Source organism: Massilia sp. S19_KUP03_FR1 (assembly GCF_036688685.1).
Taxonomy (GTDB): Bacteria; Pseudomonadota; Gammaproteobacteria; order Burkholderiales; family Burkholderiaceae_D; genus JALYUM01.
Genome location: NZ_JAQQPS010000018.1, coordinates 1 through 22,180 on the forward strand (window position 1 = coordinate 1; position 22,180 = coordinate 22,180).

The 22,180-nt window shown below is 59.5% G+C and carries 24 protein-coding genes, 2 tRNA genes and 1 pseudogene; 18 read left to right on the forward strand and 9 right to left on the reverse strand.

From position 1 onward, the window contains the following. Together V6M87_RS19145 and V6M87_RS19150 are read left to right on the forward strand one after the other, a co-directional pair. A pseudogene (locus V6M87_RS19145) lies at positions 1–328 on the forward strand (hypothetical protein); the annotation flags it as partial. Positions 329–933: 605 nt separating this feature from the next. After that, a complete protein-coding gene (locus V6M87_RS19150) occupies positions 934–1,092 on the forward strand; it encodes a hypothetical protein (protein ID WP_332878256.1) in 159 nt (52 codons plus the stop codon). 176 nt (positions 1,093–1,268) lie between these two features. On the opposite strand, the gene V6M87_RS19155 is transcribed toward V6M87_RS19150, so the two are convergent. The 4 genes from V6M87_RS19155 to V6M87_RS19170 all read right to left on the reverse strand — a co-directional run bounded on the left by V6M87_RS19155 (position 1,269) and on the right by V6M87_RS19170 (position 4,428). Further along, positions 1,269–1,344: transfer RNA gene (locus V6M87_RS19155), tRNA-Lys, on the reverse strand. Between the two features lie 290 nt (positions 1,345–1,634). Beyond that, positions 1,635–1,710 (reverse strand) — tRNA-Lys (locus V6M87_RS19160). 65 nt (positions 1,711–1,775) lie between these two features. Then, on the reverse strand, positions 1,776–3,521 hold the full coding sequence (locus V6M87_RS19165) for a GspE/PulE family protein (protein ID WP_332878378.1): 1,746 nt from the start codon (positions 3,519–3,521) through the stop codon (positions 1,776–1,778). Between the two features lie 124 nt (positions 3,522–3,645). After that, positions 3,646–4,428: a spermidine synthase gene (locus V6M87_RS19170; RefSeq protein ID WP_332878257.1), complete on the reverse strand. Its 783-nt coding sequence runs from the start codon at positions 4,426–4,428 to the stop codon at positions 3,646–3,648. 197 nt (positions 4,429–4,625) lie between these two features. Between V6M87_RS19170 and bla the strand changes: the two genes are divergently transcribed. Continuing rightward, positions 4,626–5,471 (forward strand): subclass B3 metallo-beta-lactamase, encoded by an 846-nt coding sequence (gene bla, locus V6M87_RS19175; RefSeq protein WP_332878258.1) that lies wholly within the window; start codon positions 4,626–4,628, stop codon positions 5,469–5,471. Positions 5,472–5,491: 20 nt separating this feature from the next. Next, on the forward strand, positions 5,492–6,256 hold the full coding sequence (gene blaOXA, locus V6M87_RS19180; protein ID WP_442920619.1) for a class D beta-lactamase: 765 nt from the start codon (positions 5,492–5,494) through the stop codon (positions 6,254–6,256). 44 nt (positions 6,257–6,300) lie between these two features. On the opposite strand, the gene V6M87_RS19185 is transcribed toward blaOXA, so the two are convergent. After that, a complete protein-coding gene (locus tag V6M87_RS19185; RefSeq protein ID WP_332878260.1) occupies positions 6,301–6,819 on the reverse strand; it encodes a glycine zipper 2TM domain-containing protein in 519 nt (172 codons plus the stop codon). A gap of 306 nt (positions 6,820–7,125) precedes the next feature. Here V6M87_RS19185 and V6M87_RS19190 point away from each other — a divergent pair, with 306 nt between their 5' ends. The 6 genes from V6M87_RS19190 to V6M87_RS19215 all read left to right on the forward strand — a co-directional run bounded on the left by V6M87_RS19190 (position 7,126) and on the right by V6M87_RS19215 (position 12,743). Continuing rightward, complete coding sequence (locus tag V6M87_RS19190) at positions 7,126–7,524, forward strand: barstar family protein (RefSeq protein ID WP_332878379.1); 399 nt, start codon at positions 7,126–7,128, stop codon at positions 7,522–7,524. A 58-nt stretch (positions 7,525–7,582) separates the two neighbouring features. Further along, positions 7,583–8,200 carry a phosphoribosylglycinamide formyltransferase gene (gene purN / locus V6M87_RS19195; RefSeq protein WP_332878261.1) on the forward strand — a complete coding sequence of 206 codons (618 nt, stop codon included), beginning with the start codon at positions 7,583–7,585 and terminating at the stop codon, positions 8,198–8,200. Between the two features lie 18 nt (positions 8,201–8,218). Further along, entirely contained in the window at positions 8,219–9,526 is a 1,308-nt protein-coding gene (locus V6M87_RS19200; protein ID WP_332878262.1) for an RsmB/NOP family class I SAM-dependent RNA methyltransferase, read from the forward strand. 9 nt (positions 9,527–9,535) lie between these two features. Continuing rightward, on the forward strand, positions 9,536–10,870 hold the full coding sequence (locus V6M87_RS19205) for a mechanosensitive ion channel family protein (RefSeq protein WP_332878263.1): 1,335 nt from the start codon (positions 9,536–9,538) through the stop codon (positions 10,868–10,870). Positions 10,871–10,978: 108 nt separating this feature from the next. Further along, the gene (locus V6M87_RS19210) at positions 10,979–12,178 is read left to right on the forward strand and encodes a DesA family fatty acid desaturase (protein WP_332878264.1); all 1,200 of its coding nucleotides are present in this window, start codon (positions 10,979–10,981) and stop codon (positions 12,176–12,178) included. A 154-nt stretch (positions 12,179–12,332) separates the two neighbouring features. Further along, entirely contained in the window at positions 12,333–12,743 is a 411-nt protein-coding gene (locus V6M87_RS19215) for a hypothetical protein (protein WP_332878265.1), read from the forward strand. Between the two features lie 68 nt (positions 12,744–12,811). Here the strand turns inward: V6M87_RS19215 and rpmG are convergent, their stop codons facing one another. Both rpmG and rpmB read right to left on the reverse strand, forming a co-directional pair. Then, positions 12,812–12,982 carry a 50S ribosomal protein L33 gene (gene rpmG, locus V6M87_RS19220; RefSeq protein WP_182152555.1) on the reverse strand — a complete coding sequence of 57 codons (171 nt, stop codon included), beginning with the start codon at positions 12,980–12,982 and terminating at the stop codon, positions 12,812–12,814. 10 nt (positions 12,983–12,992) lie between these two features. Further along, positions 12,993–13,229: a 50S ribosomal protein L28 gene (rpmB, locus tag V6M87_RS19225; protein ID WP_332878266.1), complete on the reverse strand. Its 237-nt coding sequence runs from the start codon at positions 13,227–13,229 to the stop codon at positions 12,993–12,995. Positions 13,230–13,456: 227 nt separating this feature from the next. Here rpmB and V6M87_RS19230 point away from each other — a divergent pair, with 227 nt between their 5' ends. Further along, complete coding sequence (locus V6M87_RS19230; RefSeq protein WP_332878267.1) at positions 13,457–14,119, forward strand: glutathione binding-like protein; 663 nt, start codon at positions 13,457–13,459, stop codon at positions 14,117–14,119. Positions 14,120–14,123: 4 nt separating this feature from the next. Here the strand turns inward: V6M87_RS19230 and radC are convergent, their stop codons facing one another. Continuing rightward, complete coding sequence (gene radC / locus V6M87_RS19235) at positions 14,124–14,795, reverse strand: RadC family protein (protein WP_332878268.1); 672 nt, start codon at positions 14,793–14,795, stop codon at positions 14,124–14,126. A 131-nt stretch (positions 14,796–14,926) separates the two neighbouring features. Here radC and V6M87_RS19240 point away from each other — a divergent pair, with 131 nt between their 5' ends. From V6M87_RS19240 to V6M87_RS19265, 6 genes are all read left to right on the forward strand, one after another. After that, positions 14,927–15,382: an FKBP-type peptidyl-prolyl cis-trans isomerase gene (locus V6M87_RS19240; protein ID WP_332878269.1), complete on the forward strand. Its 456-nt coding sequence runs from the start codon at positions 14,927–14,929 to the stop codon at positions 15,380–15,382. Positions 15,383–15,408: 26 nt separating this feature from the next. Beyond that, positions 15,409–16,377, forward strand: coding sequence for a 4-hydroxy-3-methylbut-2-enyl diphosphate reductase (gene ispH / locus V6M87_RS19245; RefSeq protein ID WP_332878270.1), 969 nt, complete (start codon positions 15,409–15,411; stop codon positions 16,375–16,377). Between the two features lie 337 nt (positions 16,378–16,714). Next, positions 16,715–17,644: a branched-chain amino acid ABC transporter permease gene (locus V6M87_RS19250; RefSeq protein WP_332878271.1), complete on the forward strand. Its 930-nt coding sequence runs from the start codon at positions 16,715–16,717 to the stop codon at positions 17,642–17,644. Positions 17,645–17,658: 14 nt separating this feature from the next. Then, positions 17,659–18,867, forward strand: coding sequence for an ABC transporter permease subunit (locus V6M87_RS19255; RefSeq protein WP_332878272.1), 1,209 nt, complete (start codon positions 17,659–17,661; stop codon positions 18,865–18,867). An 11-nt stretch (positions 18,868–18,878) separates the two neighbouring features. Further along, the gene (locus V6M87_RS19260; RefSeq protein WP_332878273.1) at positions 18,879–19,652 is read left to right on the forward strand and encodes an ABC transporter ATP-binding protein; all 774 of its coding nucleotides are present in this window, start codon (positions 18,879–18,881) and stop codon (positions 19,650–19,652) included. Further along, complete coding sequence (locus V6M87_RS19265) at positions 19,649–20,380, forward strand: ABC transporter ATP-binding protein (RefSeq protein ID WP_332878274.1); 732 nt, start codon at positions 19,649–19,651, stop codon at positions 20,378–20,380. The genes V6M87_RS19260 and V6M87_RS19265 overlap by 4 nt, the downstream gene beginning before the upstream one ends. Before the next feature lie 60 nt (positions 20,381–20,440). Here the strand turns inward: V6M87_RS19265 and phaP are convergent, their stop codons facing one another. Beyond that, complete coding sequence (phaP, locus tag V6M87_RS19270) at positions 20,441–20,989, reverse strand: TIGR01841 family phasin (RefSeq protein ID WP_332878275.1); 549 nt, start codon at positions 20,987–20,989, stop codon at positions 20,441–20,443. Between the two features lie 287 nt (positions 20,990–21,276). Here phaP and V6M87_RS19275 point away from each other — a divergent pair, with 287 nt between their 5' ends. Further along, complete coding sequence (locus tag V6M87_RS19275; RefSeq protein ID WP_442920620.1) at positions 21,277–22,179, forward strand: DMT family transporter; 903 nt, start codon at positions 21,277–21,279, stop codon at positions 22,177–22,179. The last annotated feature ends 1 nt before the right edge of the window (position 22,180 follow it).

The window sequence follows — 22,180 nt, forward strand, 5'->3', positions numbered from 1 at the left end:
CAGGGAACGTACCGTTATTGTCTCAGGTTGCGGCACCGGCGGGAACGGGAGCGCCTTAATTAATCAGCGTTTCCCTAAATGTTACAAACAACCTAACCTGGAGAATATTATTAAAGTATTAACGGAAATGGAAGTGGATCAGGTCTCTGGTAGTGGCGCTGGTAGAGCGATCGCCAAAGCTGGTGTAGTGACGGGCAGTGCGGCGATCGGTACTTATATCGGCGCAGCAAGGCTTGGCGCAACCTTAGGCATGGCAGCGGGGCCAGTTGGTGCAGTTGCCGGTGCAATGATTGGTGCAGGAATTGTATATATGTACTACGGCGCTTAATGGTTTGAGCAGGGGTGATCTTATAGTGGTCACTCCTCTTTTAATATCGGAAGGAGTACACTATGTCATTGCTGAACAATCATCTGAAAATCTCGGCTGTCAGATATCCATTTCCTCTTTGGCGCTATCTTCTACTCTTTCAATCTTGGGTTCAGCTAGGATCTTGGGCCGTTACGATATTGCTCACAATGCTGATAATCTCAGGAGTAATAACGTTATTCGGTGATCCCTCATACTCCGTGGAAAGTATTCTAGTGGGTGCTGCCATTGGGTCACTAGCTTCTGTGATGTTAGTCGTCCGAGCTGAGTTCGATGTGCTATCGAATCCTGAAAAATCGGTTAAGCTATTGCGAGGTCAGCTGGAATCAATGGGTTACGTGCTTGTATCCTCAGGCGCCAAATTGACTATTTATCGTCCTAAACTTCCGCGTTTTTTGAGATGGGAAGAGGGAAACGTTTTCATCCATAATTACGAAGATAAAATAACCGTTGTTGGTGGGATAGTGGTTCTGAAAAACATCCGGCGTTTTTACTGAGGGTGGCTTGAATTAGATTAATTGAGTCAAATATCTTATGTCAATTTCTAAATCTTAAGAGAGAAAAAAATGCAAATCTTAACCAGTCTTGAAATTAGTAAAGTTTCTGGCGGCATAATTGTTGAAACTTCGTACGAAAGCGTTCCTGCTGCTTGGTGGGTTCAGCGTAAGATTGCTTTGCCGCTGACTATGCCTCAGCCGATGTCCCCGGGGCTGTTTACAAAATAAATTCAAATATTTTGCATTTTCAATCTAACGAAATTGAAGAATGTTAGACTGATTCGAAGGCCAAGTATGGGAGTAGACTGGTAATTGATGAAGCTCGTGGTAAACACTTGGTCATTCTAAATGCAAAAAAGCAGCAACGATAAAATCGTTGCTGCTTTTTTCGTCCTGCGAATTCGTGGTAGGCCGTGCGGGATTCGAACCTGCGACCAACGGATTAAAAGTCCGCTGCTCTACCAGCTGAGCTAACGACCCCGAAAGAGGCGAGATTATAGCGCAAAATGTCAGTGCGCGGGGCCGGCTGCGCAAGGAAGTTGACATTGAGTGTTGAAGGGTTATCGCGAATTGGCGGGATCTGGAAGCCGCTCAACGACTAAATTCTACTGGGAAGAAAATGCGCGTTACGCTGATGTGATTTTTGAGTCTGCCGTACGCGCCGACGACACTGGCGTCATCGAGAAAGCAGAGCGCCTGAAGCAGTGTTATCAGACGAAAAAAAGCAGCAACGATAAAATCGTCACTGCTTTTCTTGTCCTGCGAATTCGTGGTAGGCCGTGCGGGATTCGAACCTGCGACCAACGGATTAAAAGTCCGCTGCTCTACCAGCTGAGCTAACGACCCCGAAAGAGGCAAGATTATAGCCCATGATCTCTCGTTGCGCTAGTGCAAAGATGCGTGGATGAAAATTAAGCCAGGGCTGCCGTGACTTTCAGCACTTCTTCGGCCGTCGTCACCCCTTCGACGATCTTCATGGCGCCGGCGATGCGCAGCGGCTTCATGCCGTCGAGCACGCTCTGGCGCCGCAGCGCGTGCAGGTCGGTCTCCTTGCCCACCAGTTGCGTGAACGACTCCGTGATCGTCAGCAGCTCGTAAATACCGGTACGGCCGCGGTAACCGGTCTGGCGGCATTCCGGGCAGCCGATCGGGCGGTAGATGACGGCTGGCTTGGGAATGTTCCAGGCGCCGCCGATGCTCTGCCAGATGTCGTCCTGCAGGGAGCCGTCCGGCGCCTTGCAAGCCGGGCACAGCGTGCGCACCAGGCGCTGGGCCATCACGCCGATCAGCGTCGCTTCCAGCAGGTAATGTGGCACGCCCAGCTCGAGCAGGCGCATCACGGCCGCCGGGGCGTCGTTGGTGTGCAAGGTCGACAGCACCAGGTGGCCGGTCAGCGCCGCCTGGATCGCCATCTCGGCCGTGCCCAGGTCGCGGATCTCGCCGACCATGATGATGTCGGGATCTTGCCGCATCAGCGCTTTGACGCCATCGGCGAAGGACAGGTCGATGCCCGGCTGTACCTGCATCTGGTTGAATGCCGCTTCCACCATCTCGATCGGGTCTTCCACCGTGCACACATTGACTTCGCTCGTCGCCAGCGCCTTCAAGGTCGTGTACAGCGTCGTCGTCTTGCCGGAGCCGGTCGGGCCCGTGACCAGGATGATGCCGTGCGGACGTTTTGTCAGCGCGTCCCAGCGCAGCGCGTCGTCCGGCGGGAAGCCCAGTTCGGGCAAGGTCTTGACCACCACTTCCGGATCGAAAATCCGCATCACTAGTTTTTCGCCGAACGCGGTCGGCAAGGTCGACAGGCGCAGCTCGACTTCCTGGCCGCCCTGCGTGCGCGTCTTGATGCGACCATCCTGTGGGCGGCGCTTTTCGATGACGTCCATGCGGCCCAGCAATTTGATGCGGGCAGTCATGGCGATCATCACCGCGGCCGGCACCTGGTAGACCTGGTGCAGCACGCCGTCGATGCGGAAGCGGATGACCGCGACGTCGCGTTTCGGTTCCAGGTGAATGTCCGAGGCGCGCTGCTCGAACGCATAGCCCCACAGCCAGTCGACGATGTTGACGATGTGCTGGTCATTCGCATCGAACTGTTTGTTCGCCTTGCCCATTTCGACCAACTGCTCGAAATTGTTGCGCATCGCCATGTCCTGCGCGTTCGACTTGCTGGCATTGCGGATCGATTTGGCCAGCGCGAAAAATTGCGCGGTGTATTGGGCGATGTCGAGCGGGTTGGCGATGACCAGCGAGATCTTGCGCCGCGATACCTTGGCGATCTCGCTTTCCCAGTCTTTCTGGAACGGGTCGGCAGTGGCCACGACCAGCGTGTCGCTTGTCAGTTCCAGCGGCAGGATATGAAATTTTGCGGCGTAGCTGGCCGACATCACATCGGCCACCTTGGTGAAATCGATGCGCAGCGGGTCGATGCGCGCAAACGGCAGGCCGACCTTGCTGGCCAGCCACTCGGTCAGCAGGTCGAGCGTCATCATGCGGTGCAGCGGCTGACACGAGACCAGCTTGCATTGCGCCACGGCCACCAGCGGATGCATGTGGCCGGTGGCGTTTCTCAGGATGCCCTGGGCTTGCGCGAAATGGGCCTTGACGCCGTTCTTGTCGACGATACCGTCGGCCAGCAGCCACGAGAACAGCATTTGCAGGTCGAGTGCGCGCGGTATCACGGGTTTCGGTGGGGCCGGCTCGATGTGGCTTGCAGCGGGGAGGGGGACGGCTGGATAGGCGTTGTCGTTCAAGATTCACTCCGTCTGCTGCAAAAGTCTAGCGGTTGGCCTGCATGCCCTTGAGCCATGATTTGGCCGGCAATTTGGTGGCGGCGACAATCGCCGCGGCGCGTGCTGCCAGCGCCGCATCGTCGATGGTGCGCCTGGTTTTGAAACACAGCGCTACCACATTGCCGTCGTGCACTTCGGGCAGACAGATCACGTCGTCGAAGGCGAATTTCATGGCCTTGATGTTCTTGGCAAAGCTCGGATGGTCGCCGAACAGGTTGACCGTCATGATGCCCTGTTCGGTCAGGCAGGCGTTGCACGACTGGTAAAACTCGGGCGTGTCGAGCACCGGGCCGCGCGCGGTGGCGTCGTACAGGTCACACTGCAACACGTCGAACCCGCCCAGGTTGGCCGGATCGTCGACAAAATCCATCGCATCCATTTCCAGCACCGACAAGCGTTCATCTTCGGGTGGCAGCTTGAACATGCTCGCGCAGATCGCTACCACCGAGGCGTTCAATTCGACTGCCGTCACGCGCGCCTCGGGAAACTGGCGATAGCAGAACTTGGTCAGCGTGGCTGCCCCCAGTCCCAGCTGGGCAATGGCGGCGGGCGCCTCGATGTACAGCATCCACGCCATCATCTGCTGCGCGTATTCCAGCTCCGGCCAGTCCGGCTTGCGCAGGCGCATTGCGCCCTGCACCCATTCGGTACCGAAGTGCAGATAGCGCACGCCATCCTGTTCAGACAGCGTGACAGGCGCAAACTTCGGTTTGCGGGCGGGACGGCGGGAGGATTCGACTTGTTCGATGGATTTACGTTTGATGAGCATAGGACGCCTGATTCAGTCGCCCTATTATCAGTGGTGGCGTTCCCGCAGCGCAAGTAAAACCGGGTAAAGGCGCCCGATGGCGGCGCCCTTTGGCCAGGATTTCGGCACGCGGATACTGGAAATGGACACAGCTTTGCCCATCAAACCACGCGCTGGCGGCAAACTGGCGCTGTATTTATTTTGAAAAGGAGACACGCATGAAGCTGCACTACCTGCCATTCCTCGTCATCGCCGCAGCACCCGCTTGTGCCGCTGACTGGAACGCGCCCCAGGAGCCGTTCGCCCTGTATGGCAATACGTATTATGTCGGCCCGCATGGGGTCAGTTCGGTACTGATCACCTCGCCGGCCGGGCATATCCTGATCGACGGCGGCAGCCCCGAATCGCCCGCGCAGATTGCACAGCACATTCGCCAGCTGGGGTTCAGGATCGAGGACGTCAAATATATCCTCAATTCGCACGAACACTTCGACCATGCCGGCGGTATTGCCGAACTGCAGCGCCTGTCCGGCGCGGCGGTACTTACCAGTACTGCTGGTGCCGCTGTCCTGCGCACCGGCTTGTCCAACAAGGACGATCCGCAATTTACCGACTTGCCTTCGACGCTGGCGCCGGTTGCCCGGGTTGAGGCGATTGCCGACGGTGGCGTGCTCACGGTCGGCCCACTGCGCGTCACCGCCCACTACACGCCGGGACATGCGCCGGGTGGCGTCAGCTGGACCTGGCAATCGGTGGAGGAGGGCGTGGCGGCAAACATGGTGTACGCGGACAGTTTGAGCGCGGCTGCAGCAAAACCGTATCGGTTTCGCGACCATCCCGCCGTCGTCGCCAGCTTGACGCGGTCGATTGCAGCCATTGCTGCGCTACCGTGCGATATTCTGATTTCTGCGCATCCAGAGGCCAGCGAACTGTGGGAACGCTTTGAAAAGGCGAAGGTGCAAGGCCACACCGGCTTTATCGACCGCAACGCCTGCCGCGCCTACGCCGCCAAGGCCAGCGCCCGTCAGGCCAGCGTATTGGCGAAAGAAGGAGGGCAGCCATGAAGCGCTGGCGCACTGCCTGCATGCTGCTAGCGGCCAGCGTGCAGGCCCACGCCGCCGCGTGGGTGGCAAGCCCACAACTGGCGCAGTTGTTCCAGCAGAAGGGGGTAACGGGCACCTTCATCGTCCACGACGTCAGCGCCGACGTCTACACCGTGCACGACCGCGCCCGCGCCGAAACGCGCTTTATCCCGGCGTCGACGTACAAAATCCCGAACACCCTGATCGGCCTGGCCACGGGTGCTGTGGCGAGCGTCGACACCGTCCTGCCCTACGGCGGCAAGCCGACCTTGCGCCCGGATTGGGCGCACGACATGTCACTGCGCGACGCCATCAAGATCTCGAATGTGCCGGTATATCAGGGCCTGGCGCGCCGCATCGGCATGGCCGCCATGCAGGCCAATTTGCGCAAACTGAACTACGGCAATATGGACCCGGGCACCGAGGTCGACACCTTCTGGCTGAAGGGGCCCTTGAAGATCAGCGCCGCCGAGCAGACCGTCTTCCTGGAGCGGCTGGCACAGGACCAGTTGCCGTTCCAGAAAGCCGCGATGGCCGCCGTGCGCGACATCACGCGTCAGCCCGGCGCTGCCGACCTGCACGCCAAAACGGGCTGGTGCGACGGACCGTCCGAGACCGTCGATTTAGGCTGGTGGGTGGGTTGGATCAACAAGGACGGTAAGCTGTACAGCTTTGCGCTGAACATCGATATCCCCGATGGTGCAACCGACCAGCGCGTGGCACTGGGCAAGGCCGCGCTGACATCGCTGGGATTGCTGCCGGAATAAAAAAAGCGGCCGAGCGGCCGCTTTTTTGGAATGCATGCCGCTATTTAATAGTCGGCAGGCGTGGCCGATACGCGCAGGCGCACGCGTTGGCCTGGATCGCGGCGCATGATTTCGGTGTAGTTGTGGCCGCGGTATTCGTAGGTCACTTCGTAGCCGTTGGTACGCTCTTCGTACGCTTCGACCGTGCGGCAGCGCTGCACTGCCTGCTCCTGCATGCCTTGCGGCTGGTTGGACACGCTGTTCGCTTCGGTATTGTTACCGACCACGGCGCCGGCGATGGCGCCGGCAGCGGTGGCGACCGAACGGCCATTGCCGCTACCGACCTGGTTACCCAGCAAGCCGCCGACCAGGCCGCCAATGATGGCGCCGCCACCGCCGCCAGTGCGTTGCGGTGCTTGCGTCTGCACATAATCGGTACGGCATTCCTGGCGCGGTGTGCGCACTTGTTCGACGCGCGGCTGAACCCGAACGACCTTGCCGAAATCTTCAAAATCTGCGGCTTGCGCCAGCGGCAATGCGCAGACGCCCAGCGCGGAAATAATCAATTTGGTGGAAACGTTCATGTCAATCCTCTTCATGTGGGCCCGATGACCCGTTGGTTTTACTGCCATATTCGTATAGTAAGCCGTCCCCTTGTAAAGCTGTGCGTCTACATGGCAACAAAGTGTAACAGGGGCGACATCACCTCGACAGCTGGCCGATGATGGTCTGGCGGCACCAATATCGTGCATTTTGGGTGAATATTGCGCTATGGATCACATTCGGGTTGATTCACGTAACACAAAACGTTACTCTTACAGAAATGTTTGATCTATTCGCCATGGGAAACTATACGGCCTGGACGTTGCAGGGCGACTTTTGAGGGAAAAATGAGTTTGTTGATGAGAGTGCCGCCCAATCTTGTGCAATCCATCCGTGCATTCCGGGTCACCGAATTGCAGGAGGAAGCCGCGCGCCTGGGCCAGCATTTCTTGTACGCCCATTGCGCCGATACACTGACCAAACAGCAGGTCTGCGCGCGCATCGGCGAGAATTTTTTCTTTCCTAAACCGTGTAGCAAGAATTTCGACGCCTTGCGCCTGTGCCTGACCGAGACAATTGCCGCGGCGGGGACGCAGCCGGGGTTTATTGTGGTGCTGGAGCAACTTCCAAATACCCAGAAGTTTGACAAGGAAGCACGCGAGACCTTGCTGGATGTGTTTCGCGATGCCGCCGAGTTCTGGGGCGATAAACGGGTGCCGTTCAGGGTGTTTTATTCGTTCGAGTAAGACGGCGGCCTTGCCGGACTAATTTGTTGGCGCCGGCGCTCGGGTTACAATGGCGGCCATGAAAAACATCGTCATCCTCATTTCCGGGCGCGGCAGCAATATGGAAGCGGTCGTGCGCGCGCTTGATGCCGAGCACTGGCCGGCGCGCATCGCTGCCGTCATCAGCAACAAACCCGATGCTGCCGGACTGGCCTTTGCCGCCAGCCGCGGCATCCCGACGGCCGTCGTCGCCAACAAAGCATTCGCCACGCGCGCCGCGTTCGACGCCGCGTTACAGGAAACGATCGACCGGTTTGCGCCCGACCTGGTGGTGCTGGCCGGCTTCATGCGCATTCTCACCGCGCCGTTCGTCGAACATTATGCCGACCGCATGCTGAACATTCACCCGTCGCTGCTGCCATTGTTTCCTGGCCTGCACACGCATGAAGCGGCGCTGGCTGCCGGCCATGCGGAGCACGGCGCAACGGTGCATTTCGTTACCCCCGAACTCGACCACGGCCCGGTCGTGGCCCAGGCGCGCATTCCCGTGCATCCCGGCGACACGCCGGACCTGCTCGCACAGCGCCTGCTCACTGAAGAACACAAGCTCTACCCATACGCCATCCGCCTGTTCGTCGAAGACAGGTTGATCATCGAACAAGGCGATGTCCGCATCCTTGAAGCCAGCAGCATTTAATTACACATTAGGACCACCATGAGATTGCCACCAGCGATACTCGGCAATACTGAAGAAGTATTGCGCGAGATTTTGCGTTTCACCGCGCCTGCCGACACCACCCTGTCGCGCTACTTCAAAGACCACCCGCGCCTCGGTTCGCGCGAACGTGGTGCCGTTGCCGAGGGCATCTACGCGGTGCTGCGCAATAAATCATTCTTTACCGACTTCGCCGAAGCCGGTTCCAGCCCGACCATGCGCCGCCTGACCATCATGGGCCTGGCCGAAGCCATGGGTGTCGATTCGCTGGGCGGCCTGACCGACGACGAAACCGCGTTTTTGAACCGCATCAATGAAATCGACCGCAAGCTGATGCCGGTGCAAATGCGTTCGAACCTGCCAAAGTGGTTGTTCGACAAATTCGTGGCCCAGTACGGCCAGGAAGAAACGCTGAAAATGGCCGAGGCCCTGAACCAGCCGGCGCCGCTCGATCTGCGTGTCAATTCCATCAAGACCACGCGTGAAGACGCCATGACGCGCCTGCTCGAAGCGCCTGTCGCGGCGATCCCGACGCCGTTTGCGCCGCTGGGTCTGCGCGTGCTGAAAAAGCCGGCGCTGCAAAACCTGCCGATTTTTAAAGAAGGCGGCATCGAGGTGCAGGACGAGGGCAGCCAGATCCTGTCGCAAATTGTCGGCGCCAAGCGCGGCGAAATGGTGGTCGATTTCTGTGCCGGCGCCGGCGGCAAGACGCTGGCCCTGGGCGCCCTGATGCGCAACACCGGCCGCCTGTACGCCTTCGACGTGTCGGAAAAGCGCCTCGCCAAACTGAAACCACGCATGGCCCGCAGCGGCCTGTCGAACGTGCACCCGGTGCAGATCGCGCACGAACGCGACGCCAAAGTCAAACGCCTGGCCGGCAAGATCGACCGCGTGCTGGTCGACGCGCCGTGCAGCGGCATGGGCACCCTGCGCCGCAATCCTGACGTCAAATGGCGCCAGAAGGAAGATTCGATCCTGGAAATGCAGGAAAAGCAGATCGGCATCCTGGACGGCGCGGCGCGCCTGCTCAAGGGCGGCGGCCGCCTGGTGTACGCCACCTGCAGCCTGCTGGAAGAAGAAAACCAGCGTGTGGCCGAGAATTTCCTGGCAACGCATCCGGAATTCGACCTGGTGCCGATGAGCACGGTGCTGGCCGAACAAAAGATTCCGCTGGAAATGGGCGACTACCTGGTGCTGTTGCCGCACATTCACCAGACCGACGGCTTCTTTGCCGCCGTGTTTGAACGCAAGGCGATCGTACCGAAGCCACCGCGCGTCAAAGACGACGAAGTCGCTGAAGAAGAATAAGCCTGCCGTATGCTGATCGTTGACCTGCTGACCGACCTGTTCGACGACTTCAGGAATCCTGCCCTGTTGTGGCAGGCGCTGGCGATCGCCGTGTCGATCGGGCTGGGTGCCGGCGCCTCGCGCCTGGCGCACCGCTACCTGCTGGCAGGGCGGGCGCAGGACACCGGCTTTCGCCGCATCGGGGTCGACAGTTTCGGCCGCGTGATCGGGCCCTTGATGGTGGTCGGCTACCTGGCGCTGTCGAAAGTCGTGTTGCTCAAACAACACCTGGACATCAAGCTGTTGAAGGTGGCGTTTCCGATCTTTCTGTCGCTGGCGGCGATCCGGCTGGTGTTTTATGTGCTGCGCCGGGTATTCGGCCGGCGTGGCCAGCTCGGTGGCGCCTTCAAAACCTTCGAACGCATTTTTGTGTTTGTGGCGTGGCTGGCCGTGGTGCTGTATTTCATTGGCGTGTGGGACGATATTCTCGCCTACCTCGATGTGCACACGCTGCCCATCGGCGGTAAAAAAGGGACCTCGCTCGCCACCATCCTGCAGGCGGCGGCAACCGTGGTTGTGATGCTGACGGTGGCGCTTTGGGCAGGTTCGGCCATTGATGAGCGCCTGATGCACATCGAAACCATGCACTCCTCGATGCGCGTGGTGCTCGCACGCATGACCCGCGCCGTCCTGATCCTGGTTGCCGTACTGCTCAGCCTGCAAACGGTGGGGCTTGACCTGACCGTGCTGTCGGTATTCGGCGGCGCACTGGGCGTTGGTGTCGGTCTCGGCATGCAAAAGATCGCCAGCAATTATGTGTCCGGCTTTGTCATCCTGCTCGAGCGCAGCCTGTCGATCGGCGACATGATCACCGTCGACAAATACTCGGGACGCGTGAGTCGCATCAATTCGCGCTATACCGTGCTGCAGGGCGGCGATGGCGTCGAGACCGTGTTACCAAACGAAATGCTCATCTCGAGCGCGGTGCAAAACCAGTCGCTGTCGTCGCCGTCGGTGCGCGCCGCGACCCGTGTGACGGTGGCGCATGGGAGTGACCTCGCCGTGGTGATGCCCCTGCTCGCCGCGCAGGTTGTCGGCGTCGAGCGCGTGCTGGAAACGCCGGCGCCCGCAGTGGCCATCACCCGCTTCGCGCCCGACGGCTATGAGCTGGAAATCGGGTGCTGGGTTGCCGACGCCCAGAATGGCACGGGCGGTGTCGTCAACGAAATCAATCGCCGTATTTACGACCTGATTGCCAGCGGCCAGGTCAGACTTGGTTACCCTCATGTCGATTCAACATTACTTGATGCGCATATTGCGCTGGTTGTGTCGCGTATCGTGCAGCCAGATGTAAATTCCGCGTGAATGTCCACACGGATTCTGTTGTGCAGCACTAGTTATGCGTAAAATGTAAGGGGTCGATTGCCTCACTGAAAGTCGACTTAGCAGACCTGCAATTCACACTGGAGCAATATGAATTTGTTCGGCAACATTCTGGAATTCCTCGACGGCGGCCTGGTTGGTTTGAGCGCATGGCAAGTCGTCATTTACACGCTTGTCGTCACGCACATCACGATCGCCGCTGTCACGATTTACCTGCACCGTCACCAGGCGCACCGCGCGCTCGAACTGCACGCCATCCCGAGTCACTTTTTCCGCTTCTGGCTGTGGCTGACCACGGGCCAGGTTACCAAGGAATGGGCCGCGATTCACCGCAAGCACCACGCCAAGTGCGATACCGAAGAAGACCCGCACAGCCCGGTCACGCGCGGCATCAAAAAAGTATTTTTCGAAGGCGCCGAGCTGTACCGCGCTGAGAGCAAGAACCTGGAAACCATGGAAAAGTATGGCCATGGCACGCCGACCGACTGGCTCGAACGCAACCTGTACACGCGCTTTTCGTGGCAGGGCGTGGTCCTGCAACTGGCGTTGAACTTTGCCCTGTTCGGTGTGATCGGCATCACCATCTGGGCCATCCAGATGATGTGGATCCCGATCATGGCAGCCGGCGTTGTGAATGGCATCGGCCACTGGTGGGGTTACCGCAACTACGATTGCGCCGACGCTGCCACCAACATTTTCCCTTGGGGCATCCTGATTGGCGGCGAAGAGCTGCACAATAACCACCACACCTATGCCACCTCGGCGAAGTTGTCGAGCAAGTGGTACGAGTTCGATATCGGCTGGCTCTACATCCGCATCCTGGAAACCATGGGCCTGGCCAAGGTCAAGAAAGTGGCGCCGGCGCCGAAGTTCGCCAAGGACAAGCTGGTCGTTGACCTGGAAACCCTGCAATCGGTGATCGCCAACCGCTACGACGTGATGGCCAAGTACGCCAAGTCGGTCAAGCTGGCTTGCCGCGATGAGTTCGAAGAACTGCGCCAAAAGAACGAATTGCAAAAGCCATTCCTGAAAACCTCGCGCAAATTGCTGCAGCGCGAGCCGGCCAAGCTGGCCGAACCGCAACAGCAGCACCTGGTCGAGCTGTTCCAGCACAGCAAGGCGCTCGAAACGATGCACCACATGCGCGTGGAACTGGGCGCGATCTGGGAACGTTCCAGCGCGACCCGCGAACAGTTGCTGCACCAGTTGCAGGACTGGTGCGTGCGCGCCGAAAAATCCGGCATCAAGTCTCTGGAAGAGTTTTCGATGCGGCTGCGCAGTTACGCGTAACGCACTTCGGCTTGCAAACAGCAGCGGCTCCCTCGGGAGCCGCTTTGCTATTCTGCTTACAGCTTGAAACGCTTTTTACACCACGATCCACAGCTTTTGTTATCCCTACCTGACACACTGTGGCTGTCACTTACACATCACTTCGGAGCATAAAATGAGACTCGTTACCCAACAAATCGTGCGCATCGCCGCTGTCCTGGCCTTGACCGTCGCCTCCACCTCGGCATTTGCCCAAAGTGCCGAATACCGGCGCGGCTTCGACGACGGGTTTGCCGCCGGCCAACGCGCCAGCCAGGGTGGTCCTGGCCCGCGTCCGGGTTGGGACCGGATTCACGTGGACGAGGCGGAATATGGCGTGCGCGGGGCCATGTGCGATGCGCGCCAGGCGGTGCGCAATGCGCTCGACCGCGATGGTGGCGCAGTGACCGCCAACAACCGCCTGTGCGGCGATCCGGCGCGCGGTGCGCAGAAGCGTCTTTCCATCGTCTACCGCTGCGGCGACAGCGAACCGGTGCGCGTGGTGGCGCGTGAAGAAGAAACGCTGCGCCTGAGCTGCCGCCGCTAACCGGACTGAGCAGCAAAAAAAAGCCGCCCACTGCGAAGTGGGCGGCTTTTTCAATCAACGCAGAGCAATTACTTGATCTTGGTTTCTTTGTACGTCACGTGCTTGCGTGCTTTAGGATCAAACTTGATGATCTCCATTTTTGCAGGCATGGTGCGCTTGTTCTTGGTGGTCGTGTAGAAGTGACCCGTACCTGCAGTCGATTCCAGCTTGATTTTGTCGCGGCCAGTTTTTGCCATGATAGCTCCCTAATTAAACTTTAATGCCACGGGCGCGCATGTCGACCAGGACGGCATCGATGCCGACTTTGTCGATGGTGCGCAGACCGGCGTTCGACAAGCGCAGGGAGACCCAGCGGTTTTCGGATTCGACGTAGATGCGACGGTTCTGCAAGTTCGGCAGGAAACGACGCTTCGTTTTGTTGTTAGCGTGGGAGACGTTGTTACCAACCATCGGGCCCTTGCCAGTTACTTCGCAAACACGTGCCATAACGCACTCCTAAATAAACTTCCGAATTCGGAAAAACGAGAGTATAGCGCGAAAATCATCGCGGAATCAATCACTTGCAGAAAACAATTGTGACTTATAACTATGATTTAATTTAACATTGTTAAATGCCGTAAATCCTGGCTGGATTCCCTGCAGGGCGCGCGCCGCGGATGCGAGATCGAACATACAATTTTCATCCGGCGCCGACAAACCAACAGGAGACAACCATGATCGACCTGCATTACTGGACCACACCGAATGGCCACAAGATCAGCATCTGTCTGGAAGAAATGCGGCTCGCTTACAAGATCGTTCCCGTGGATATCAGCAAGGATGAACAATTTGCGCCAGCCTTCCTGGCCATCGCCCCGAACAACAAGATCCCGGCCATTGTCGACCATGCCCCGCTCGACCATGGCGCGCCGTTGGCGCTGTTCGAGTCGGGCGCCATCCTCACTTACCTGGGCGACAAGACCAACAAATTCTTGCCAAGCAACCCAAGGGGCCGTGCGACTGTGGCGCAATGGCTGTTCTGGCAGGTCGGTGGCCTGGGCGCGATGGCGGGCCAACTGCATTTCTTCCAGAGCCTGGCGCCGCAGCACGTGCCGTTCGCGATTGCCCGCTTCGAAAAAGAAGTCAAGCGCATCTATGCCGTGCTGGACAGGCAGCTGGCGAACCACGCCTTCATTGCCGGAACCGACTACACGATTGCCGATATGGCGGTGTTCACGTGGGCTGCCACGTATGACATGCTGAAGCTGCGCATCGAACAATATCCCCATGCGCTGCGCTGGCTGGAAAAGGTGTCGGCCCGTCCGGCAGTCCAGCGCGCGTATGGGATCGCCAAAAAAATCAATCCGGACGCACCCATGCCGGCGCTGTTCATGTAATTGCTTACAACTGCCCGTTCTCCGCGAACGAATGGATGTGGCTGCCCGCGACAATAAAATGGTCGATCACGCGCACGTCGATCAGGGCCAGCGCCTGCACCAGGGCCGTGGTCAGGCGCACGTCCGCGTCGCTGGGCGCCGCTTCGCCGGACGGGTGGTTGTGCGCCAGCATGACGCCGGCGGCATTCCTGCGTAGCGCCGCTTTGACCACTTCGCGGGGATACACGCTGGTGTGGGTCAGCGTGCCCTTGAACATTTCACTGGTATCGATCAGGCGGTGTTTCACGTCGAGGAACATGACGATGAACGATTCGTGCGGCTGGCCGTTGAAGGTGCTGCGCAGATATGCGCGCACGGCGTCGGGCGTGCATAGCGAGGCGCGCGCAAACTGTTCGGCGCCGGCGCGGCGCGACAGTTCCAGCACGGCCTGCAACTGGGCGTATTTCGCCACGCCCAGGCCATGTACCTCGGAAAAGGCGCTGACGTCCGCCGCCAGCAAGCCCTGTAGTGAGCCGAAGTGGTGCAGCATGTCGCGGCCCAGCGTCACGGCGCTTTTTCCGCGTACGCCCACGCGCAGGAAAATGGCCAGCAGTTCAGGATCGGAGAGGGCGCGCGCGCCTTCGCGCACAAGCCGCTCGCGCGGGCGTTCATGTTCCGGCCAGGCATTGATTCCCATCGTTCCCCCTCGGTTGACGCTGCATTATCCGCAGCGTGGCCAGCGCGGGTTTGATGTGCGCAAGAGGTGCGCGCGAACACCGCAGGCGCGCCGTGACTTACAATAACGCTTTCCCCGCATTCATACAGACCATGTCCGACACCCGCCCTCCCGTCGTTACCCCATCGGCGTACCTGACGCTTCATTACCGCCTCGCCAAGCTCGGTGGCGAAGACATCGTTACCACCTTCAACGGCAACCCGGCCACGCTGATGCTGGGCCAGAACCAGCTCGCGCCGTTCCTGGAGCAGCGTTTATTGGGCATGGAAGAGGGCGCGCACCAGATTTTTAACCTGGAGCCTGCGCAAGCCTTTGGCGAACGCACTGCCGAGCTGATCCAGCCGGTCTCGCGCGCCACACTGGATGAGAATTCTGTCCCGGGCGCCGACTACCAGGTCGGCGAGCTGGTCGATTTTGCAGCGCCAAAAGGTGGCCGCTTCGCCGGCGTGCTGCGCGAACTGGGCGACGAGGTCTGCATCTTCGACTTCAACCACCCGCTGGCCGGGCAAAGCCTGCAATTTGAAGTCAAACTGATTTCGGTGTTGTGATGGGAGTGACCATGATGGATGAAGCGATGGAAAACGAGATCTTGTTAGCCCAGCCGCGCGGGTTTTGCGCCGGTGTCGACCGCGCCATCGAGATCGTCGAACGCGCGCTGCGCCAGTTCGGCGCGCCCATTTATGTGCGCCACGAAATTGTCCACAACGCCTATGTGGTGGCCGACCTGCGCGCAAAAGGCGCCATCTTCATCGAGAAGCTGGAAGACGTCCCGCCGGGCAACACCTTGGTGTTTTCCGCCCATGGCGTGCCGAAAGCGGTGCGCGTGGAAGCGGAAGGGCGCGGTTTGAAGGTGTTCGATGCGACCTGTCCGCTGGTCACCAAGGTGCACATGGAAGTGGCAAAGATGCGCAAGCAGGGCTGCGAAATCATCATGATCGGCCACGACGGTCACCCGGAAGTGGAAGGCACGATGGGCCAGGCCGAAGAGGGCATGTACCTGGTCGAAACGGTGGCCGACGTGGCCAAGCTGAGCGTTGCCAACCCGGATTCGCTGGCATATGTGTCGCAGACCACGCTGTCGGTCGACGACACCGCCGAAGTCATCGACGCGCTGAAGGCGCGCTTTCCGAACATCATCGAGCCGAAGAAGGGGGACATCTGCTACGCCACCACGAATCGCCAGGAAGCCGTGAAATTCATGGCGCCGCAGGTAGAAGTGGTGATCGTGGTCGGTAGCCCGAACAGCTCCAATTCGAACCGCCTGCGCGAAGTGGCGCAAAAGATGGGCACGCCTGCCTACATGATCGACGGCGCCAGCCAGATCGATCCACTCTGGATCGCTGGCAAGCTGCGCATCGGCGTCACGGCCGGGGCATCGGCCCCGGAAATCCTGGTCGATGCCGTCATTGCGCGCCTGAAGGAGCTCGGTGCGCGCAGCGTACGCGTGCTCGAAGGCGTGGAAGAGCACGTCACCTTCCCGCTGCCAAAGGGGCTGGACGGCAATCCCGCGCTGGAGGGCACCGCGCCACGCAGTTTTGCCTGATATCGGTGCGTACCAGAAAGCATTTTGGTGCAGGTCAGAGTAACAAACTGGTGCATGTCTCGAAACTGAACAAAATTTGGCGTTTTTGCAATATTCCGATATTAGTTTTTTGAAATCCTCGCTATGATGATGGCGCTCGGAATTTGTCCCTGCGTCGCGGCTGGCTTCTCTGTTCTGTCAGGGGGCGCGATTCCAGGGAAGTAGAAACACCCAGCCCTGGGTGCGCCGGCTGCGCCGGTGGCAGGGTTGCGTGAATACGTCAGGCCATGAGCGGCACTTCGGGATTTGTTCCCGGGGTGCCGTTTTTGTTAGATCGATAGATAAGAGGCAGCTACCCATGGATACATTCATCCAGCAGATTCTCAATGGCCTCGTGCTCGGCAGCATGTATGCATTGATCGCCCTTGGTTACACCATGGTCTACGGTGTACTGAATTTGATTAACTTTGCCCACGGCGATGTGCTGATGATCGGCGCCATGGTCGGCCTGACCGTGATCAACCTGCTGCAATCGATGTATCCCGGCTTGCCCGGCTATGTCGACCTGGCCATTGCAATTGCGGTTGCTGTCCCCGCCTGCATGCTGGTCAACATCATTATCGAACGGGTGGCGTATCGCCGCCTGCGCAATGCACCCCGGCTGGCGCCCTTGATTACCGCCATTGGCGTGTCGATGCTGCTGCAAACTTTCGCGATGATGATCTGGGGCCGCAGCCCGCTGCCGTTCCCGCCGCTGCTGTCGACTGAACCGATCATGATTGGCGGCGCGCTCATTTCGCAAACCCAGGTGCTGCTGCTGGTGCTCGCGGCACTGGCCATGTTCGGCCTGGTGTTCCTGGTCGAGCGGACCAAGATGGGCCGTGCCATGCGCGCGGTTGCCGAAAATCCGCGCGTGGCCGGGCTGATGGGGGTCAATTCCGACCGCGTCATCGTGGCCACGTTTGCCATCGGCGCGGGTCTGGCCGCGGTGGCAGGCGTGATGTGGGGCGCTAACTACGCGTCCGTCACCTTCACGCTGGGCGTGCTGCCGGGCATGAAAGCGTTCTGCGCTGCGGTACTGGGCGGCATCGGCAATATTTATGGCGCCATGATCGGCGGCATTTTGCTGGGCATTATCGAAAGCCTGGGCGCTGGCTACATCGGCGACCTGACCGGCGGCTTCCTCGGCAGCCATTACCAGGATATCTTCGCCTTCGTGGTGCTGATCATCGTCCTGACCGTCCGTCCGTCCGGCATCATGGGCGAACGTGTGGCCGACCGCGCCTAAATCAAGGAACCGACATGGCCCTGCTCAATTTCGACGTCTCCCAGAACCCGCGCCGCGCTTATACCAGCATGGCAATCCTGCTGGCGCTGTTGCTGGTGTTCCCTTTCTTTGCCGCCCAGTTCGGCAATTCATGGGTTCGCATTATCGACATCGCGCTGCTCTACATCATGCTGGCGCTGGGGCTGAACATCGTGGTCGGCTTCGCCGGCCTGCTCGACCTCGGCTACATCGCATTTTTTGCAGTGGGCGCCTACCTGACTGGCCTGTTTGCCTCGCCGCAATTTGCCGCCTTGCTCGAATCGATCGTCAATGAATACCCGGTGATCGGGCAGACACTGGTGACCGTCATGGGCCCGGACATCGTTGCCAACGGCATTCACCTGTCGGTGTGGGCGGTGGTGCCGCTGGCCGCCGTGGTCGCTGGCCTGTTCGGCGCCTTGCTGGGCGCGCCGACGCTGAAACTGCGTGGCGACTACCTGGCCATCGTGACCCTCGGCTTCGGCGAAATCATCCGCATCTTCATGAACAACCTTAACGAGCCGATCAATTTCACCAACGGTCCGCAGGGCATCAATTTGATCGATCCGATTCGCATCTTCGGCGTGTCGCTCGCCGGCGAGCAGGGTTCGAATTCCACCGTGATGCTGGGCAGCTACGGCATGCCATCCGTAAATGCCTATTACTTCCTGTTCCTGGCGCTGACCATCGCCATCGTGTTCGTCACCTCGCGCCTGCAGCATTCGCGCCTGGGCCGCGCCTGGGTGGCGATTCGCGAAGATGAAATCGCCGCCAAGGCGATGGGCATCAATACCCGCAACGTCAAATTGCTGGCTTTTACGATGGGCGCCTCGTTCGGCGGCGTCGCCGGCGCCATGTTCGCCTCGTTCCAGGGCTTTGTGTCGCCCGAGTCATTCTCGTTGACCGAATCGATCGCCGTGCTGGCCATGGTGGTGCTGGGCGGCATCGGTCACATCCCGGGCGTGGTCATGGGCGGCGTGCTGCTGGCTGCCTTGCCGGAAGTGCTGCGCCACGTGGTCGAACCGGCCCAGCAGGCACTGTTCGGCAAGGTGGTCATCGAATCGGAAGTGCTGCGCCAGTTGTTGTACGGCCTGGCGATGGTGTTGATCATGCTCAACCGTCCTGCCGGACTGTGGCCGTCGCCGAAACACGAAGACCGGCCTGACGCCGCCGAGACCAACAAGGGCGATGCTTTCCCGGCCTGAAAGAGATGACCATGAGCGAAAAAACCATTCTCCATATCGCCGGCGTGAATAAACGCTTCGGCGGCCTGCAGGCGCTGACCGATGTCGGCATCGAGATCAAGAAGGGCCAGATTTACGGCCTGATCGGCCCGAACGGCGCCGGCAAGACCACGTTTTTTAACGTCATCACCGGCCTGTACCAGCCGGATAGCGGCACCTTCGAACTGGACGGCAAACCGTATTCGCCGTCGGCACCGCACGAAGTGGCCAAGGCGGGGATTGCCCGCACCTTCCAGAACATCCGCCTGTTCGGTGAAATGACGGTGCTCGAAAACGTCATGGTCGGGCGCCACGTGCGCTCGCACCAGGGTGTGTTCGGCGCCATTTTCCGCCACAAGGCCGCGCGCGTCGAAGAAGCGTCGATTCGCGCCCGTTCCCAGGAATTGCTCGATTTCGTCGGCATCGGCCAGTTCGCCGACCGCACCGCCAAATTCCTGTCCTACGGCGACCAGCGCCGCCTGGAAATTGCCCGCGCCCTCGCGACCGATCCGAAGGTGCTGGCGCTGGACGAGCCCGCTGCTGGCATGAACGCCACCGAAAAACTGGGCCTGACCGAGCTGCTGGTGAAAATCAAGCAGGACGGCAAGACCGTGCTGCTGATCGAGCACGACGTGAAATTGATGATGGGCCTGTGCGACCGGATTACCGTGCTCGAATACGGCAAGCGCATCGCCGAAGGCTTGCCCGCTGACATACAGAAAAACCCGGCCGTGATCGAAGCCTACCTTGGAGCGGCGCACGCATGAACGAAGCAAACATGAGCATGCTGAAAATTTCGGGCCTGAAAGTGGCGTACGGCGGCATCAAGGCCGTCAAGGGCATCGACCTGGAAGTGAACAAGGGCGAACTGGTCACCCTGATCGGCGCAAACGGCGCCGGCAAGACCACCACGCTGAAAGCCATCACCGGCACCCTGCCTGCGTGCAAGGTGGAAGGCACGATCTCTTACCAGGGCCAGCCTTTGAAGGGCACCCATTCGTTCCAGATAGTGGAGAAGAAACTGGCGATGGTGCCGGAAGGGCGCGGCGTATTCACGCGCATGTCGATCCACGAAAACTTGCTGATGGGCGCCTACACGCGCAACGACAAGGCCGGCATCGATGCCGACGTGGAAAAATGGTACAGCGTGTTTCCGCGCCTGAAGGAACGGTCGACGTCGATGGCCGGCACCCTGTCGGGCGGCGAACAGCAAATGCTGGCGATGGCGCGCGCATTGATGAGCCATCCGGAATTGCTGCTGCTCGATGAACCGTCGATGGGCCTGTCGCCAATCATGGTGGAAAAGATTTTCGAAGTGATCCGCAACGTCTCGAAGGAAGGGATCACCATCCTGCTGGTTGAGCAGAACGCCAAGCTGGCGCTGCAGGCGGCGCACCGCGGCTACGTGATGGATTCGGGTGCGATCACGATGACCGGCGACGCCGCGGCAATGCTGAATGATCCGCGCGTGCAGGCGGCCTATCTGGGCGAATAAACCGGAAATGGCGTAAAAAAAGCCAGCCTTGAACAGGCTGGCTTTTTTATTGCGCTGGATTTAAGCGGCGGTCGGGATTTTCGATGCGAACTGCGACACAGCCGAGTTCATATTGTTTTCGACGCTCTCGACAGCCTGCTTGGTGGTTTTCGAAATGTGCTCGTAACCGGCGCTGGCGTTGCTGATGGCGGTTTTCATGGCCGACACGAACTGCTCCGAACCGGCCGGCGCGTTCTTGCTCACTTCGTCGACCAGCGACAGCACCTTGCGGTTCGCTTCGACGATCTGGCTTTCGGCAGCCTGGCTGAATTCGGCGCCGGCGCCACGGACGATCGCGGCGACTTCCTTGCTGTAGGCAAGGGCTTTTTCAGCGGCTGGCTGAACCTTGCCAGTGGTCAGCGAGATAAATTCTTGTGGATCCTTAACGGTGAGCATGGCGCGTGCGGTTGCAGTCGACTCGGCCAGCGACCCCTTTGCGGTCGCCATATTCAAAGCGACCAGCTTTTCCATGCTCTCGAACGTCTTGGCAGACAACGACGAAAACAGGGCGAATTGGGCTTCCATGGTGGATTTGGTGGCGTTCGAAAACTGCTCTGGAATTGCAAACATGGGCTTCTCCGGAATCTGAAACAATGTAGGGGATATGTTGCCGTGTACCGATGAGGCAGCGTGCCAGCGCAGCTGAGAGCGTTTTGTGCACCGCAACAGGGAGCAATTTTACGTCGTTTTTAAGCAGGGTCAAGCGATTTTTGTGCGATGCAACATAATTTAGTTGAAGATTGATATATATCAAGGTTGTAATGACTAATGCACGTTGGAGATGACGATATTGGCATCGTGCTAGACTGACTACATTGCACCTCCGAAACCCGCTGACCCCGCTGTCGGCCTTCACGATGCCCGACATGCCGACGACGTCTTCCACAGCGCAAGCGCCCAGCTGGCTGTCCCCGATCCCGATCTTTTTCGTCGTCCTGTGGAGCACCGGCTTCATCATCGCCAAGTTCGGCTTGCCGTATGCGCCGCCGCTGACCTTCCTGGTGATCCGCTGCGCCGGTGCGGTGCTGTTCTTGTTGCCGCTGGTGTGGATCTGGAAGGCACCGTGGCCGCGTGGCGCGGTCGGGCACATCGCGGTGGCCGGCCTGTTGATGCAAGCCGGCTACCTTGGCGGCGTGTGGTGCGCCATCAAGATTGGCATGCCGGCCGGCTTGTCGGCGCTGATCGTCGGCATGCAACCGGTGCTGACGGCGGTCGCCGCGCCCCTGATCGGCGAACGCGTGCGCCCCCGGCAATGGCTGGGACTGGGCTTGGGCTTGGGTGGCGTGGCGCTGGTTGTGGCCGCCAAGATCGACATGGTCGGGCTGTCGACCCCAGCCATCCTGTTCTGCGTGCTGGCGCTGTGTTCGATCACGGTCGGCACGCTGTACCAAAAACATTTCTGTCCCCGCTTCGACTTGCGCACCGGCACCGTGATCCAGTTTTCCGCCAGTACTGCCTTGCTGTTGCCGCTGGCCATCCTGTTTGAAGATTTCGATGTGCACCTGACGCACGTTACCTGGTCGGCGCAATTCATCGGGGCGCTGCTGTGGTCGATTTGCGGGCTGTCGATCGGCGCCATCTTCCTTCTGTATCAATTGATACGGCGCAGCGACGCCACCCAGGTCACCAGCCTGCTGTACCTGACCCCGCCCACCACGGCAGTGATGGCCTGGATCATGTTCGGTGAAGCATTCAATATCATGGGCATCATCGGCATGGTGGTCGCGGTGGCCGGTGTTGCCTTTGTCGTCAAAAAATAAG